This is a genomic window from Paenibacillus sp. P32E (genome assembly GCF_001909085.1).
In the GTDB taxonomy this organism is placed as follows: domain Bacteria; phylum Bacillota; class Bacilli; order Paenibacillales; family Paenibacillaceae; genus Paenibacillus_AQ; species Paenibacillus_AQ helianthi.
The window spans coordinates 170,172-185,051 of sequence record NZ_LVYY01000006.1 but is presented as its reverse complement, the minus strand read 5'-3'; the positions used below and the strand labels follow the sequence as shown (position 1 = coordinate 185,051).

Genomic DNA, 14,880 nt, shown 5'->3' with positions numbered 1-14,880 from the left:
TGCTGAATCCAGTGTAGCAACAAACGGAACATAAATAAAGTTTCCAGGAAATATTATTGACACCATAGAAACCAGCATATATTATTGTATCCAAGAAACATAAATGTAATTCACGAAACAATAAACCCAAAGGAGTACTGCTCATGAGAATTGCTATTATTTTCGATCATCCATACGGGGCTGGAGCTTCCGCAAATATCCCTCACGCCCGAAGCTATTCCGCCGCCCTCCTGGCTTCCGTTATGCGCGGTCTGGCCTTGAACCACCATGAGGTGGATCTCATGGATCTGCATGCCGACGGCTTCAATCCGGTGATCTCTGCTGCAGAGCTTGCCGCCTGGAGACAGGGAAAGACGCTTGACCCGCTTGCCGCTGACTACCAGAAGCGTATAATCGCCGCCGATCATCTGATCTTCATTTTTCCAATCTGGTGGGAATGTATGCCCGCTACTACGAAGGGTTTTCTTGACAAAGTATTTGTTAAGGGGACAATCTATCATGAACCGAAGCCGGGACGGCCGTTCTCCCACCTGCTGCCGAAGCTTACAGGCGTCTCCCTGCTGACTGTGATGAGCACTCCGGACACGATCTACCGATGGTTCTTCGGCAATCCCGTCACCAAAGTTCTCTTCCGCGGCACCTTCCGCAAGATGGGTATCCACAAACTCCGCTGGTACAATTATACCGGTATGGAGAGACGCAGCCCGCAAGCGCGTGAACACTATCTGCAGAAAACCGAGCAGCGGTTCGCCCGGCTGTAGTTTGTGACATTGGTTGTCTAGCCGACTACTCCCGGTACCAGCCGGGAATCATTCTACGGAATTGGTCATAGTCCTTCAGAGCGAGTCGGCAGCGTTCCATCATGTCCTGAATGTCGGCTTCGCCGTAGGGAATCGACCACTTTATGGAATACAGCGAGGTATACGCCACATACAGCGCCTGTCTTTTCCAGAAATCCTCCGGTGGCGGCCCTCCGAAATAGCCCTCCAGCTTGCCCTTAGCAAAAGGGATGCTCTGCTCCCTGTCGAAGAACTGTATTTTATAGAATTCCTCCGCATAATCTCCAATGTCCCAGCGGTTGAAATCTATAACGCCAATCCTTCCTTCAGTCGTGTAAATCTGGTTGCCTACATGGAAATCACCGTGATGATGCACCTTTTCCACATTATGGATCTCACTGATGTTCTGCCGAACGAAGGCAATTACTTGCTGATCCCCCTCCAGGTGGTACGGGCAGTCTTCGTATTCCTTGATCCTTGAGAGAATCTTGGCCTGCATCTCCGCTTCATAGTGGGGGAGCTTCTCTTGCTGCAACTCCCAAAATCAACAGCCCGGGACATCGGGAAGTCCAATTCATTAAAGCTGCGGATCGCTTCATATTCCCGCTGTTTGCACTCAAGCGAAGCACCCGGTGAGAGTCTCAGCAGCAATCTGCGCCCCGCCAGATCCTCGACATAAAACTTCCGGTCACTCGACCAGCCTTTCAGCACGGGTTCTACCGTTGACCACGACTCGGCCCCCGGTATCCCGCGTATAGCATTTATCATTTCCTCACATCCTTCCAGGAGTTTTTTGAATGTTCATCACTTATGCTCCCATCATGACCTTTCACTGATTTAGATCAGCGGTACTCAACAACTATAAAGAAAACTTTAGCACGAAGTCCCGGCAGAGATATGCTAAGCTCAAGATATTGAGCCCTTAACAGGCTTCTATCCGAACCGAGAGGAAGTATCGACCATGGAGCTTTTTATTTCTCAGACATTCCTCCCTGCCGACAAAACCTATGTATCAGACAAAATGAGAGAGTTTAACTGGAGGCATTTCCCTGATTCCTTAAAAGGCAGGTACCAGGAAGTACAGCTGTTTCTAAAAAATGCGGATGGCGTGAATTACGGTGGCCTCACCGGTGAAATCTGCTGGAACTGGCTGGAGGTGCACTACCTGTTCGTGGACGAGGCCTGCCGCAAAACCGGCTATGGAAGCCTGCTGATCGCAGAGGCTGAATCCCTCGCCCGTTCCAAAGGCTGCGATTTCATCAAGCTGGACACCTTAAGCTTTCAAGCGTTGGATTTTTACCTGAAACACGGTTTCGAGGTGTACGGGACCCTTCCCAATGCCGGAGGCTTCAGCCACTATTACCTGAAAAAGGATCTCTAAGCGGCGTTCCGTCTACTTTTCAAACAGACTGCCCGTACCCGTACATCATCGCCACCAGCAGCACCGCCACCAGAATGCCCGGCAACAGATTAGCCACCTTGATCTTGGTAATCCCCAACAGATTGAGGCCGATAGCCATGATCATCACCCCGCCAGCTGCTGTCATCTCTGTAATCATGCTGCTCATCAAGGCATCGGGAACGAACCGGGTAATCTGTGTAGCACACAGGGCAATGGCTCCTTCATAGAGAAAAACGGGGATCGCAGAGAACAAGACACCCATTCCCAAAGTAGAGGTCAGTATAATGGAAATAAATCCATCCATGATAGCTTTGGTATACAGAATCTGATGATCCCCTTTCATCCCGCTGTCGAGTGCGCCCAGAATGGCCATTGCCCCCACCACGAACACCAGACTTGCGGTGACAAAACCAAGGGACAGGCTCCCTTGTTCACCTGAACCTATCTTATGCTCCAGCCATTCGCCTACCCGGTTGAACTTCTCATCCAGATCTATCCATTCACCTGCCACAGCTCCGATGACGAGACTCAGGATGACGATCAGGAAGTTTCCGCTTTTGAAGCCCATCTGAATCCCCAGAACAATAATGGCAAGGCCAATCGCCTGCATCACTGTGTTTTTCATACTCTCCGGTATCCGCTGCAGCAGCTTGCCCAGGAGTGTTCCTGCAATAATCGCAATACCGTTAACTATAGCGCCTAATAGTACCATCTCTTTCGCTCTTCCCCCACATTTGCGTATTCATTGATCCGAGCACTCTCACTAGTCTACCAACTACCTTGACTGCGTCAATAGTCTATCTTCATGTTATAGTTCAGGAAATTGACAATTTTCAGGTTTCGATGGTACGCTCAAAGTGCGTTCTTTAAACCGAACAGATTACAGAACGAAGCGTTACAAATTCAAGTAAGGAGATCTCCTATGAATGACGGGTATGGCCTGGATACAAAGAGCTTTTCCAAAGAGCTTCGGCTTCTTTTAGAAGTCCTTAACACGGACGACATCGATGACACCGCCAAACAGAATCGACAGCTGTTCATGGATATCGACTGGGAGCTATGGGTACGGTTGTCCCTGCATCATCGGGTATTTCCTTATATTTATCCCAAACTTAGCCGGATGCGTGAAGAGCATGTGCCCCCGGAGGTAACCGAGCGATTGAAACGGGAATACCGCAGAAATACTGTGCAAATGCTCCAGCTCAGCGGGGAAATGGGCTATATCGGGGAGGAGCTTGCGAAGCTGCAGATCCGTTCCCTGTTCCTGAAAGGACCGGTGCTTGCCCAGGAGCTGTATGGCGAAATCTCGCTGCGCACCTCGCGTGATCTCGATTTTATCGTACCGATGGCACAGCTGGCTGAAACGGAATCACTGCTTCTCCGCCTTGGTTATGTCAAGGAGGAAGACTTCGAAAGTATACTGGGAGACTGGAAATGGCGGGAGCATCACACCACGTTCAATCATCCGGACAAAGGCATTAAGGTGGAGGTGCATTGGCGCCTCAGTCCCGGTCCCTCCACAGAGCCGGATTTCGACGAGCTGTGGAAACATGCACGGACGAGCAGCCACTTCGGGCACAATGTCCATTATTTGGGCAGCGAAGACTTATTTCTTTTTCTGGCGGCCCATGGCGCACGCCATGGCTGGTCGAGACTGAGATGGCTGCTGGATATCCGTCAGCTACTGCTCCAAAAGCCCGATACCGGCAAACTGACCGCACTGCTGCGGCGGTACCATTACAACGATGTCGGCGGACAGGCGCTTCTGCTTGCTGCCGATCTGCTGGCTGCGCCAGTTGAGCCTGCGCTGGCCAGCCTCGCGGAGCGGCCCAAGGCGCGGCGGATTGCCGGGCTTTCGCTTTTCTATGTCGCGCGTATGATCAATCTGCACAATCCTCCCCTGGAGCCGGAGGTAGAGCGCCATTACAAATATTATCAGCCGGCGATCCTGACGCGCTGGCATCAGTTTCTGTACATCATCGGCTTTCTGTACCCTTATGCGGCAGATGCCAAGACGTTGCCGCTGCCAAAGAAGCTGCATGTGCTCTACTTCCTTTTGCGCCCTTTTTTGTGGACTTGGCGCAAGGTTAGCGGCAGAACGGAATAATAGCCATACCGCGCCGATGGCCGCACGGTATGGCTGTGAAATAGAGATACTCCCTTTCAACGCACCAATAAAAAGGATACTCCTGCACTTTGTGCGGAAGTATCCTTTTTTTATACCCATTTATTTCATTAGAACGCAGAACCTGCTGCACCACTCTAACCTTACATGGCCTCTTCCTGGCTGCTGAGCAGACGGCTGAACATGCCGCCTTTTTCGGAGACCAGGCCGCTGAATACTCCCTGCTGGATGACACGGCCCTGGTCGATGACCAGAATCTGATCCGCTCCCCGGATTGTCGACAACCGGTGTGCAATGACGATGACTGTGACTGTTGCCTTCAAACGCTCCAGCGCCTCCTGAATCCGCTTCTCGTTCTCGGTATCCAGTGCACTCGTCGCTTCGTCCAGCACCAGGATAGACGGCTTGCGGATGATTGCCCGTGCCAGCACAAGACGCTGCCGCTCTCCGCCTGAAAGACGGACGCCGCGGTCACCGAGCAGTGTGTCTAATCCCTGAGGCAGCTTACGGACAAAATCGGCTGACGAAGCGAATTCCAGCGCCTCCCATAGCTCATCCTCACTGGCATCCGGCTTGATCATCGTCAGATTGTCACGAATCGTGGCGTTATACAGAAAAGGGTCCTGCGCTACATAGCCTATAGAACGCCGGTAAGGCAGAAGCCTCTCTCCAGTGACCGGCTGCCCGTCTGCCAGAATCTCCCCCGATTCCGGCTGCATCAGTCCCATGAGCAGGTCCACCAGCGTGCTTTTCCCTGCACCCGAACGTCCTACAATGGCAGTCATACGGTTAGCCGGGATCACCACGTTCACACCGCGCAGCGAGTACTCCTGCTCTTGCGGGTTGTAGCGGAAATCCACATTGCGCGCCTCCAGACTATGCTTAAGCATCATAGGGGCAACGACAGCTCTGGATTCCTGCGCGCCATGCTCCGCAGCCTGCAGACATTCTTCCTGCAGCAGCTGCAATTGCTTGAAGGAAGGCAGCACGGAAGCAAGCTGCTCCAGCAGTGTCTGAAGCGCGGAGAAGGTCGGCCACAGCCGGGCGAACACCAGAATCACCAGGAGCAGATAAGGTCCCTCCACATGCAGAAAACGGAACGACACGAAGATGAACATCGCGATCAGCAGCGTTGATGACATTTTGTACAGCAGCTGGGAATTCGTGCGCAGCCGCGTATAATCCAGCTGCTCCTGTTTGACCTCACCGGTGAATTCATGCATCCAGCCCAGCCGGGAATCCTCCAGATTGTTGCTTTTGATATCCTTGATGCCGTTCAATTGATCCGTAATCCCGGCCAGATACTGCTTGCCCAGCTCGGAGCTCCGGCTGCCCAGCCTCTTCGCCTTGCGGATAAACCGGCGGGAGAACAAAGACAGCAGAACCGCGCAGACCAGTACGGCAAGCGTCATTTGGGGAGACAGCCAGAACGCGAAGCCAATCTGGACCAGTGTGAACAGCAGCGAAGTCAGGAACTGCAGGAAAGCGCTGATCCCCGCAAGCACCCTCGCGAGCTCGGTCGTCATTACATTGATCAGGTCAGAGGTGCGTTTTTTCAGAAAAAAAGACCATTCGGCCCGCAGCAATGCACTGTATACTTCATACCGCAGCTGCCGGCTGTAGGTCTGCTGAATATCGACGTTCCGGATAGCTACAAAACGGGTGATCAGATTCTGGGAAAGTACAATGAATACATACCCGCCAAGCACCAGCGCAAGCGCTTCGGTCTGAGGCAGGTCTGATATGAAACCGAGCATAGGCAGGTCGAGGCCTGCCGTTTTTCCGCCAAGCTGAATGCCGGCCATGCCCAGCATGGGCACCAGCAGCAGAACGGCAGAGCTCTCCAGCAGGCCACTGATCCCCATACCGAGCAGATTTAGATACAGTTTGACTCCGGACAAGCGCTGAAGCTGCCGGATGTAGTACATTATCGCTTGCATGGACCCACCTCGATCACTCAGCATGTAATACTTTGGCGAATTTCTTCACCACCACGAAACCCTTCATCACATCATCGCCGGAGACATAATAAGACCCGCTGCGTAACCAGGCATGGGCAATCATCTGGCCCTGCTTGTCCTTGGCAACTCCCATGTACAGCGTGCTCTCGATCCCGCGTTTTTCGAGCATTTGGAGTCCGGCTACCGCCCGGACCATACAAGTGCTTTTCCAGGGCGTATAGCGGCTCATGATACGGATCGCTTTGGTAATATGCTGAATGCGGGCGATATCGCTCTCTTTGGATACTACAGGGGTTTCCAGAGACTGTATGCCCAGCTGGGAAGCCGTTTTGGCAAAAGGAAACAACAGCTGGATCCGAACGAGAAAAAGCCTCCAAAGCGCCTCGGGAAGGAGCGCCAAGGCGGCTTTGTCCACCGTCAGCAGTAAGCGAATGCGCCGCAAGGTAATCATGGCTGGCTTACAATAGCCGCAAGATCCTCATTCAGCAGGCTCTGCAAAAAAGCAAACACATCCTGGCGGGCAATCTCTTCTGGAACCTCAAAGCTCTCCTGAATGATCTCTACCACCCGGCCTGCGGTTACAGGCGACGCCAGCGCAGTCCAGATTTCCCCGCCAACCTCACCCAGGTTGTAGTATTTGCCATTCTTTACATTCAGCATGACCTTCTCGCCGTCCATATCGCTGGCAATATTCCCCTCGCGCTGTACCAGCACGGATTCGAGCGATAGGACCTCTGTAGTATTCATATTCATGGATTCATCTCCTTCATTTGATGCTGCTGCAACGCTTCTAGAATAAGTGCGGTTTGCTGCGGAGCACTGAAGCCCTGCTCCGGCCGGGTCAGCCGGTACATCGGCAGCCGTCCCACGAAGGAAGCCAGCATTCCAAAATGCCATTCACGGATACCAATCCGGTCGACAATTGCTCTCTGATAAGTATGATTGTACAAGGTGTGAAACCGCTCCATACCGTTAATCGTCTGCAGGCTGACCGGAGCCTCCGGGGCGGCAGATAATTCAAACAGGCCTGCAAGCTGCAATGGCTCACCGTAAAAGCGGTCATGCACCGGTACGGCAAACTTGGTTTCTCTCTCAAACAGCGGGCGGTAGAGGGACGAATTCATTCCCAAATAGTCCAGGCTCTGCTGCCACAGCTTTTGCTGCGGATAACCTGGAACGGCTAATGGATAACCATTATGCACCATAACGGGAATAACGTCGTCACTGATCAGCGGACTCCCCTGATCCATCAAATACGAGGCCAGCGTTGATTTGCCTGCCCCTGAACGCCCAACCAGTGCGTATGCCTTGCCATCTATAACAAGCGCACTTCCATGAAGCGGAAGAATCTGTTTCTGCATCAGCAGAATCCCCATGCAGCTGCCAAGGATGAAGAGACGGATACAATCCGGATCTGCTCCTGAAACAGGTGATACTGTAATCGTATTGCCGTCCTGAATGGCAAAGATGGCTGTATCCTTCGCCTCGAACATAACCTCATGCCCGGATACCCCAAGGCTCCGCGTGATCTTCGGTATAGCTTCCCAGCGGTCTTTCAGATCCCCCTCAATGACCGATATGCTGCCTATAAGCCCCGGCTCACTGGTAATAGGAAGCTCCGGCAAAGGGAATTCGCTGTGGATCTGCAGACCAAACGCTTTGTAAGCCAAACCTTGAACGGTACTCGCCATATGATCCACTCCATATCTTCGGGTTTGCCCGGTTTCGGGGTATTGCTGTAAAATATAGCCCTTGTCCCCCTCAGCAAGCAAAGGGAGACTAGGGCCAATCGAACCAAAACCATCCTAGGAGTAGTGTTGTACTTCATCCGGATCATCTTGGAAGGCATCAACGATGGCGACACCAGGTCCAGCCATAGTCATTTTCACATCGAGTACTTCCAAAGCAGGCTTGCTGTATTCCTTTTTCATATTTTCACCCCCTTTCAAGCATTGCACTCTCAGGACAAACGCTTCAGAAAACGATAAAACACAAGTCCACGTGTCAGAAGGCGAAAATCCGAGTTGAAAATCATACTTGGTGCGGGCTCACTACCCAGCCGATTCAAACATTCGGCGAGCCCGGTATTATTAAGGTAGGCGGAGGTGCGAGGGTCCTTGATCATCTCCCGGAGCTCCTGAAGAAAGGCTTCCCATTTCGGGAGCATACGGTAAATCCCGTCCGCCCCCTGAACGCCGCGCCGCTTCCGGTTCAGACGCACCTCATCAGGCAGTAATCCCTTCATCGCTCTGCGGATCAGTGAACGATCCACCCCATTTTGTACATATTGGCTCTCCGGAACAGACAGGCAAAAGCGGATAACACGCAGATCATTCGTGGGATCTCGATCCCACACCCGGTATTTCAGCGACAGCTTTGTCGCTACCGTACCATTCACATTCCAGACATGCGGCTGTTCAAAATGCTTGCGCCGGATATCATAGATGGTCTGGGAAGATCCGCTGTTTATCCCCAGCACCCTAAGCCGTTCCTCCACTTCTGTACGCCTCGCGAAATCGGGGTGAATCAGATCAGGAGGGGCTTCGTGCTGCTTAGCCGGCAGCAGCTGGGTCAGGGCCGGGAAGGCTTTTTTACCGACAATTTGAAATACCTTCTTGCGGTTTGCACCCATCGACTCATTGTACTTCCGGTTTTCCCGGTAAAAGGAGATCCAGCGGAATTCACGAATCAGCTTGGCCTGATAATCCAGCGCAGGTCCCCAGGATATGCTCCAGTTGCCTCTTTGTCCGCTGAGCAGCACGCCAATGTTCTTCATTTGCGCCTGTTCAAAGATCCCTTTTAGCCAGTAGGAATTTTCGATAAATTTATAGGGCATCTCCATAATATCCAGCCACTCATCAATGTCATTGTAAGGACTCAGATGGGGGAAATTCAAAAAGTTGGGCTGAATATTCCCCACATGATCGATGGTTTCCTGAATATAGGGACGCTCGTCGGCGACACGTTTGCCGATGTTGAAATCGACAAAGTTATCCACCGGATAGGAACTGAAGGTATGTAACGGCTGGCCCTGGCGGCGAAGCTCTGCAGCTGCAAAGCTGACTACCGAGCCGGAATCAAGCCCCCCGCTCAGGTTAGCTCCAACTGCGCGGTGTGTCCGAAGCCTGTCCCGGACCGCTTGCCCAAACACCTCACGAAAGGCTTCCTCATACTCCTGGTCTGACCGCAGCCGCAGCTCGGGTGGAGCCTGCAGAGTGCAGTAGCGGGAGAACGAGATATTTCCGCCGCTTACGGAAATAGAATGGGACGGTGGCAGTTGTTCGATGGATTGATAGACTGTGGAATATAGGTCCGAGACATCTGTCCGTGTATGGATCGCCAGGAACTCGGAGGCCCACCCCTCATTCAGGGTCCGGTCCGCCCCTGGCATCGACAGGAGTGGATGAATGACGGTACAGAAAGATAAGAGCCCCCTGGACCGAAGGAAGTACAATGTCCGGTTCCCGGAGAAATCTCTGGCTCCGAACAGCGCACGCTTCCGTTCATCCCATATCATAAAGGCAAAGTCACCGACCAGATAAACCGGTGCCTGATCGCCCCATTTCTCATAGGCGAGCAGAATAAGCAGACTGTCCGGTATAGAGACTCTATCCCCCCGCGGCACCTGAAGCCGCTCGAACAACTCTTCCCGGTTATCAATAATTGCGTCAGCCGTAATAGCCAGTTTCCGCTCAGCATCATAAAAGGGAAGTGTCTCTCCGAGGGATTGTGGCGTGACCCACTGGGACAGGCAGCCCAGGAAAATGTCTTTGCTCTGCCACGTCCTGAGCTCATCAGCGGGATAGCGGTCAAGCTGTTGCATTAGGGCTGGGCCCAGTTCCGGGTCCAGAGGTTCATGCTGCAATGGATAGATTCCGGCGATCGCGCTCATGGTAAGGCCCCCACCTGATTTAAAAGCCTCCCCGTGCTTCTAAAAAGCACCGATTGGAGCTTTTTTACTGGTTCTTAATTAAGAACATTTCTTTATATATAAGATAACCCCCATCCCATTCATTGTGAATAACACCAGCGGGTACTTTTAGGTATCCTTTAGCGTATTGACAACTTTAGACATGCATGTTATAGACATAGGCAAAAAGACTGTAATCAATCCGATTGAAAACCGGATAAACCATATGTTATGTTAATCAGTAACATTTTCTGGGAGCTGAGACCATGGGACCTGCTGGTATAAATCCAATTTTATTGAATATCCCTGAGAACTTCGAAAGTAATCGTCTACTGATTCGTGCAGCACAGTGGGGAGACGGAGCCGCTGTCAACGAGGCGGTTCACGAAAGTCTTGCAGAACTGAGTCCATGGATGCCTTGGGCACAAGTCCCGCCGACTGTTCAGGAATCCGAGGCCAGCATCCGGCGGTCGCATCTGCAATTCATGGAGCGAAAAGACCTCAGAATGCTTCTATATCATAAGGAATCCGGTCAACTCGTGGGTAGCAGCGGGCTGCACCGGATAGACTGGCAGACGCGCAAATTCGAGATCGGGTATTGGGTGCGGACATCTTGCAGCAGGCAAGGATATATCAGCGAGGCCGTAGATGCCATTACGGACTATGCGATTAGAGAGCTGGGCGCTAACCGGATCGAAATCCGGTGTGACTCGCGCAATACGCAGAGCGCACGGGTGGCCGGGCGCCTGGGCTTCACCCTGGAAGGCATCATCCGAAACGACAAATGTGATGTGGATGGAGCGTTAAGAGATACTATGATCTTCTCGAAGGTCCGTGGAATGGAGTACTAGTAAGGGGGAGTTACGCTGCAGGAGCTTGAACTCAAGTACCCGAATACATTTATCAGCTAAAGTGTCATAAACTGACCCTGCCGCGCCAGAAAAGCCTCCTTCTCTTTATAATCCGGCATTACACTTCCAAGACGGCGCCAAAAGGACCGGTCATGGTTCATATGCAGCAGATGGCACAGCTCATGGATAATCACATAATCGATCACTTCGGGCGGTGCCATGGCAAGCCGGTAATTGAAGGTCAGCTTTTTATCCGCGCTGCAGCTTCCCCATTTGGTTCGGGACTCTACGATTTCAATGGATTTGGGCTTCACCTTCAGCACCGTCTGATACCGGGTGATCCGCTCGGCAACGATTTTTTTCAGACTGGTAAAATAGAACTTCTTCAGCTCGAGCTTCAGCTTCTCCGCATCCCGCTCGCCGGTCTCAATCAATTCATGCAGCAGAACTTCCTTCCCGAGGTACAGGAACCGCCCTTCCTCCTGATACTCCTTGGGAGCCGGAAGCTGCCGGGCCGCCGCATTCCTCTGCAGACTCTCCAGAATCCACTCTTGATGCTTCTGTACACTACTCCGAATCATCTCTTCGCTTGTGCCCGTAGGCGCCTTAACAATAACAAGCCCCACCATATCAATCTGCAGGGAAATTTTCTTCCGTTTGCCATATTGAATATGAAGCTGCAAGGTCTGTTCTCCAAGTTGAATCTGCATAGCCACCATCGTTTCTGTATGATTTCATTTCTCTTAAGCTTAGCATGAATTCACTCTAGATATGAAGCATGATCAAAGAGGGGATGTTTCCGCAGCCGGATAACGGCTTCTGAAACATCCCCTCTTTTCATGCCATATTTATGATTTTATTGGCATCCGCGGGATCACGAAGTGGCCAGCGGAAAGTGGCAGGCCACCATCCGGCCGGGAAGCAACTCCTCAAGCTGCGGCTCCTGCTGGCGGCATTTCTCCTGGGCCATCGGACAACGGGTGTGAAACCGGCAGCCTGAAGGCGGATTTGCCGGTGAAGGAACATCACCCTGCAGCACAATCCGGTCTTGCTTCCGTCTTGGCGTCGGCTTGGGAATAGCCGAGAGCAGCGCTGCTGTATATGGATGCAATGGAGCGGCGAATAAAGCCTCGGTCTCTGCGACTTCAACCATTTTACCCAAATACATGACGCCTACACGATCCGAGATGTGACGGACGACATTTAGGCCATGCGCAATGAACAAGAATGTCAAACCAAGCTCCTTCTGCAGCTTCATCAGCAGGTTAATTACCTGGGACTGCACCGAAACGTCGAGTGCCGATACCGCTTCGTCGGCAACAATGAACTGAGGATTCAGCGCAATCGCACGTGCGATCCCGATCCGCTGGCGCTGTCCGCCCGAGAATTCATGCGGGTAACGGTTTCTCCGCGATGCATCGAGGCCCACCAGCTCCATCAGCTCCACGACTCTGGCGTCGATTTCCTTGGCCGACATGCTCCGGTGAATACGCAGCGGCTCTCCAATAATATCCTTGACCAGAAACCGCGGATTCAAAGACCCGAAAGGGTCCTGAAAAATAATCTGCATCTTCTCCCGCAGCTTCCGCAAATCCTGATGGCTCAAAGAGTGGATATCCTGGCCACCAAACAGGACCTCTCCTCCAGTAGCGCTTTGCAGTCTGAGCAGTACGCGTCCAAAGGTAGACTTGCCGCAGCCGGATTCACCAACGAGTCCAAAGGTTTCCCCTTTGCGGATAGACAAGGAAACACCGTCTACCGCCTTTACCTGCCCCACGGTCCGGTTAAGAAGACCTTTAGTAATCGGGAAGTATTTTTTGATATTCTTCACCTCCACCAGAACTTCAGCGGTGGAGGTTGTCTCCATCATCGGTTGGACTGCCGTGTCATTCGTCATGCTTGTCTCACCTCATCTTTGTTGTCAGCTTGAACCGGCTTACCCTGAAACAGCCAGCAGGCCGCACGGTGATCATCCGTAATCATGAAATCCGGCGGCTCCTTCATACTGCAGACCTCCATCGCATGCGGACAGCGCGGATGAAAGCGGCAGCCTGTCGGAAGCTGGCCAATGGGCGGAATCGTTCCTTTTATCGTATACAGTTCTCCGCCGCGTCCTCCCTCAAAGCCGGGAATGGATTGCAGCAGACCAATGGTGTACGGATGGCTGGGATGATCAAAGATTTCTTCTACCGTGCCCTCTTCTACAATCGCTCCCGCATACATAACAGCAATACGGTCCGCAATTTCAGCCGCAACACCCATATCATGGGTGATCAGCAGAATGGACATGCCAAGCTCGGCCTGAAGCTTGCGCAGCAAATCCAGAATCTGAGCCTGAACGGTAACATCGAGGGCTGTAGTAGGCTCATCGGCGATCAGCAGCTCAGGATTACAAGCGAGGGCAATAGCGATAACCACCCGCTGGCTCATCCCGCCGGACAGCTCATGCGGATACTGTTTCGCCCGGATTTCCGGTGCCGGAATACCAACCAGCTTCAGCAGGCCAACAGCCATCTCTGCAGCTTCTTTGGCATTTTTATTCTGATGAAGCTGCAGACTTTCGGCAATCTGATCCCCTATCGTGAATACCGGATTCAATGTGGACATCGGATCCTGGAAGATCATAGCGATCTTGTTGCCACGGATTACCCGCATCTCCTCCTGCGTCTTGGCAGCGAGATCCTGGCCGTGAAAGTTAATATTGCCTTCGAGAATCATCCCGCCTGCATAATCGATAAGCCGCATAATAGCGAGTGAAGTGACACTTTTACCGCTGCCGGATTCACCTACCAGACACACCGTTTGACCTTTATCCACTGCAATGGAGATTTGGTCGGTTGCTTTTACCATCCCCTTCTCTGTGATAAAGCCGGTGGTCAGTTTCCGGATTTCGAGTAATTTTTCCGCCATTTGTCCAGCCTCCTCCGGGATTTGGTCACTTGCTGTCTGGGATCCAGTCCATCCCGGATACCATCGCCGATAAAGTTAACCGCCAGCACCACAAGCAGGATACATAACCCTGGATACACGGCCTGCAGCGGATCTATCAGCATGAATTCCTGTGCATTACTGAGCATAAGGCCCCAGCTTGTGGCCGGAGATTGAATGCCAAGCCCCAAATAGGACAGTGCAGACTCACTTAGAATCGCCCCGCCGACCATCAGAGTCGCATTCACAATAATCGGGAAGCTCGCATTGCGAAGCAGGTGGCGGAAAATAATCCCCCAGTTCGATACCCCAATCGCTCTGGCAGCCTCAACATACTGCATCTCCCTAAGCTGCAAAAAATTCCCCCGGACCAGACGGGCAATGCTCATCCAGCTGGTTAAGGCCAGAATGAGGATCATATACTTAACCTCTGAACCGAAAATGGCCAGCACCAGAATGTTAAGGAAGAGCGTAGGCACGGAGTTCGTCACGTCAACTATACGCATGAAAATCGTATCCACCCAGCCGCCAAAGTAACCCGAAATTGCGCCGACAATCGAACCGACGACTACTGAAGCAAAGGCTACTGTAAATCCGATACTCAGGGAAATTCTCGCACTGTACAATAATCGGGTGAGAATGTCGCGGCCCAGTTCGTCCGTCCCCAAAAGATGTCCTTCAGCTCCGGGCTTCAGGTTGGGAAACATCATGTCAATGGCGTCTGGTTTATATTTGGTTAGAACAGGAGCAAGAATCGCCACAATGATGAAAAAGAGCAGAACGAAAAGCCCGCTCATAGCATATGGGTTGTGTGAGAACTTTTTCCACAGGATGACCCAAGGACCGGGAGGTCTCTTAAGCTCTGCCGCCGGCAGCCCTTGTTCCACTTTCAATGAATCCGTCGGAAGTTGTGATTGCCCTATA

At 52.2% G+C, this 14,880-nt stretch carries 17 protein-coding genes; 4 read left to right on the top strand and 13 right to left on the bottom strand.

Annotation, left to right across the window (positions count from 1 at the left end):
* Nucleotides 1–143 precede the first annotated feature (143 nt).
* Complete coding sequence (locus A3848_RS07735) at nucleotides 144–761, top strand: NAD(P)H-dependent oxidoreductase (protein ID WP_074084376.1); 618 nt, start codon at nucleotides 144–146, stop codon at nucleotides 759–761.
* Nucleotides 762–786: 25 nt separating this feature from the next.
* Here the strand turns inward: A3848_RS07735 and A3848_RS31260 are convergent, their stop codons facing one another.
* Both A3848_RS31260 and A3848_RS31655 read right to left on the bottom strand, forming a co-directional pair.
* Nucleotides 787–1,278, bottom strand: a complete 492-nt coding sequence (locus tag A3848_RS31260; protein ID WP_083611993.1) for an aminoglycoside phosphotransferase family protein — start codon at nucleotides 1,276–1,278, stop codon at nucleotides 787–789.
* The gene (locus A3848_RS31655; RefSeq protein ID WP_074107183.1) at nucleotides 1,203–1,547 is read right to left on the bottom strand and encodes a hypothetical protein; all 345 of its coding nucleotides are present in this window, start codon (nucleotides 1,545–1,547) and stop codon (nucleotides 1,203–1,205) included. The genes A3848_RS31260 and A3848_RS31655 overlap by 76 nt, the downstream gene beginning before the upstream one ends.
* A 193-nt stretch (nucleotides 1,548–1,740) precedes the next feature.
* On the opposite strand from A3848_RS31655, the gene A3848_RS07725 reads away from it, so the two are divergent.
* Nucleotides 1,741–2,160, top strand: coding sequence for a GNAT family N-acetyltransferase (locus tag A3848_RS07725; protein ID WP_074084375.1), 420 nt, complete (start codon nucleotides 1,741–1,743; stop codon nucleotides 2,158–2,160).
* A gap of 19 nt (nucleotides 2,161–2,179) precedes the next feature.
* Here the strand turns inward: A3848_RS07725 and A3848_RS07720 are convergent, their stop codons facing one another.
* Nucleotides 2,180–2,893 (bottom strand): DUF554 domain-containing protein, encoded by a 714-nt coding sequence (locus A3848_RS07720; RefSeq protein ID WP_074084374.1) that lies wholly within the window; start codon nucleotides 2,891–2,893, stop codon nucleotides 2,180–2,182.
* Between the two features lie 210 nt (nucleotides 2,894–3,103).
* Here A3848_RS07720 and A3848_RS07715 point away from each other — a divergent pair, with 210 nt between their 5' ends.
* On the top strand, nucleotides 3,104–4,288 hold the full coding sequence (locus A3848_RS07715; RefSeq protein ID WP_074084373.1) for a nucleotidyltransferase domain-containing protein: 1,185 nt from the start codon (nucleotides 3,104–3,106) through the stop codon (nucleotides 4,286–4,288).
* Between the two features lie 161 nt (nucleotides 4,289–4,449).
* Here A3848_RS07715 and A3848_RS07710 read toward each other — a convergent pair whose 3' ends face one another.
* From A3848_RS07710 to A3848_RS07690, 6 genes are all read right to left on the bottom strand, one after another.
* Complete coding sequence (locus A3848_RS07710) at nucleotides 4,450–6,246, bottom strand: ABC transporter ATP-binding protein (protein WP_074084372.1); 1,797 nt, start codon at nucleotides 6,244–6,246, stop codon at nucleotides 4,450–4,452.
* 13 nt (nucleotides 6,247–6,259) lie between these two features.
* A complete protein-coding gene (locus A3848_RS07705; RefSeq protein WP_074084371.1) occupies nucleotides 6,260–6,718 on the bottom strand; it encodes a lasso peptide biosynthesis B2 protein in 459 nt (152 codons plus the stop codon).
* Entirely contained in the window at nucleotides 6,715–7,014 is a 300-nt protein-coding gene (locus A3848_RS07700) for a lasso peptide biosynthesis PqqD family chaperone (RefSeq protein ID WP_256702212.1), read from the bottom strand. Before A3848_RS07700 ends, A3848_RS07705 begins: the two co-directional genes overlap by 4 nt.
* Before the next feature lie 2 nt (nucleotides 7,015–7,016).
* Nucleotides 7,017–7,958: a hypothetical protein gene (locus A3848_RS07695; protein ID WP_074084369.1), complete on the bottom strand. Its 942-nt coding sequence runs from the start codon at nucleotides 7,956–7,958 to the stop codon at nucleotides 7,017–7,019.
* A gap of 114 nt (nucleotides 7,959–8,072) precedes the next feature.
* A complete protein-coding gene (locus tag A3848_RS31650; RefSeq protein WP_020426161.1) occupies nucleotides 8,073–8,198 on the bottom strand; it encodes a paeninodin family lasso peptide in 126 nt (41 codons plus the stop codon).
* 29 nt (nucleotides 8,199–8,227) lie between these two features.
* Nucleotides 8,228–10,159 carry an asparagine synthase-related protein gene (locus A3848_RS07690; RefSeq protein WP_074084368.1) on the bottom strand — a complete coding sequence of 644 codons (1,932 nt, stop codon included), beginning with the start codon at nucleotides 10,157–10,159 and terminating at the stop codon, nucleotides 8,228–8,230.
* 284 nt (nucleotides 10,160–10,443) lie between these two features.
* Between A3848_RS07690 and A3848_RS07685 the strand changes: the two genes are divergently transcribed.
* Nucleotides 10,444–11,028 (top strand): GNAT family N-acetyltransferase, encoded by a 585-nt coding sequence (locus A3848_RS07685; protein ID WP_074084367.1) that lies wholly within the window; start codon nucleotides 10,444–10,446, stop codon nucleotides 11,026–11,028.
* 56 nt (nucleotides 11,029–11,084) lie between these two features.
* On the opposite strand, the gene A3848_RS07680 is transcribed toward A3848_RS07685, so the two are convergent.
* The 4 genes from A3848_RS07680 to A3848_RS07665 form a co-directional block, all read right to left on the bottom strand.
* Nucleotides 11,085–11,738 (bottom strand): M48 family metallopeptidase, encoded by a 654-nt coding sequence (locus A3848_RS07680; RefSeq protein WP_074084397.1) that lies wholly within the window; start codon nucleotides 11,736–11,738, stop codon nucleotides 11,085–11,087.
* Between the two features lie 164 nt (nucleotides 11,739–11,902).
* Nucleotides 11,903–12,925, bottom strand: a complete 1,023-nt coding sequence (locus tag A3848_RS07675; protein ID WP_074084366.1) for an ABC transporter ATP-binding protein — start codon at nucleotides 12,923–12,925, stop codon at nucleotides 11,903–11,905.
* Nucleotides 12,922–13,938, bottom strand: a complete 1,017-nt coding sequence (locus tag A3848_RS07670; protein ID WP_074084365.1) for an ABC transporter ATP-binding protein — start codon at nucleotides 13,936–13,938, stop codon at nucleotides 12,922–12,924. The genes A3848_RS07675 and A3848_RS07670 overlap by 4 nt, the downstream gene beginning before the upstream one ends.
* Nucleotides 13,905–14,879, bottom strand: coding sequence for an ABC transporter permease (locus A3848_RS07665; RefSeq protein ID WP_074084396.1), 975 nt, complete (start codon nucleotides 14,877–14,879; stop codon nucleotides 13,905–13,907). The genes A3848_RS07670 and A3848_RS07665 overlap by 34 nt, the downstream gene beginning before the upstream one ends.
* Nucleotide 14,880 lies beyond the last annotated feature (1 nt).

What these genes read in the sequence shown, in the direction of transcription:
- A3848_RS07735 (WP_074084376.1), top strand. Translation starts at nt 144, where the DNA reads ATGAGAATTGCTATTATTTTCGATCATCCATACGGGGCTGGAGCTTCC.
- A3848_RS31260 (WP_083611993.1), bottom strand. Translation starts at nt 1,278, where the DNA reads ATGCAGGCCAAGATTCTCTCAAGGATCAAGGAATACGAAGACTGCCCG.
- A3848_RS31655 (WP_074107183.1), bottom strand. Translation starts at nt 1,547, where the DNA reads ATGATAAATGCTATACGCGGGATACCGGGGGCCGAGTCGTGGTCAACG.
- A3848_RS07725 (WP_074084375.1), top strand. Translation starts at nt 1,741, where the DNA reads ATGGAGCTTTTTATTTCTCAGACATTCCTCCCTGCCGACAAAACCTAT.
- A3848_RS07720 (WP_074084374.1), bottom strand. Translation starts at nt 2,893, where the DNA reads ATGGTACTATTAGGCGCTATAGTTAACGGTATTGCGATTATTGCAGGA.
- A3848_RS07715 (WP_074084373.1), top strand. Translation starts at nt 3,104, where the DNA reads ATGAATGACGGGTATGGCCTGGATACAAAGAGCTTTTCCAAAGAGCTT.
- A3848_RS07710 (WP_074084372.1), bottom strand. Translation starts at nt 6,246, where the DNA reads ATGCAAGCGATAATGTACTACATCCGGCAGCTTCAGCGCTTGTCCGGA.
- A3848_RS07705 (WP_074084371.1), bottom strand. Translation starts at nt 6,718, where the DNA reads ATGATTACCTTGCGGCGCATTCGCTTACTGCTGACGGTGGACAAAGCC.
- A3848_RS07700 (WP_256702212.1), bottom strand. Translation starts at nt 7,014, where the DNA reads ATGAATACTACAGAGGTCCTATCGCTCGAATCCGTGCTGGTACAGCGC.
- A3848_RS07695 (WP_074084369.1), bottom strand. Translation starts at nt 7,958, where the DNA reads ATGGCGAGTACCGTTCAAGGTTTGGCTTACAAAGCGTTTGGTCTGCAG.
- A3848_RS31650 (WP_020426161.1), bottom strand. Translation starts at nt 8,198, where the DNA reads ATGAAAAAGGAATACAGCAAGCCTGCTTTGGAAGTACTCGATGTGAAA.
- A3848_RS07690 (WP_074084368.1), bottom strand. Translation starts at nt 10,159, where the DNA reads ATGAGCGCGATCGCCGGAATCTATCCATTGCAGCATGAACCTCTGGAC.
- A3848_RS07685 (WP_074084367.1), top strand. Translation starts at nt 10,444, where the DNA reads ATGGGACCTGCTGGTATAAATCCAATTTTATTGAATATCCCTGAGAAC.
- A3848_RS07680 (WP_074084397.1), bottom strand. Translation starts at nt 11,738, where the DNA reads ATGCAGATTCAACTTGGAGAACAGACCTTGCAGCTTCATATTCAATAT.
- A3848_RS07675 (WP_074084366.1), bottom strand. Translation starts at nt 12,925, where the DNA reads ATGACGAATGACACGGCAGTCCAACCGATGATGGAGACAACCTCCACC.
- A3848_RS07670 (WP_074084365.1), bottom strand. Translation starts at nt 13,938, where the DNA reads ATGGCGGAAAAATTACTCGAAATCCGGAAACTGACCACCGGCTTTATC.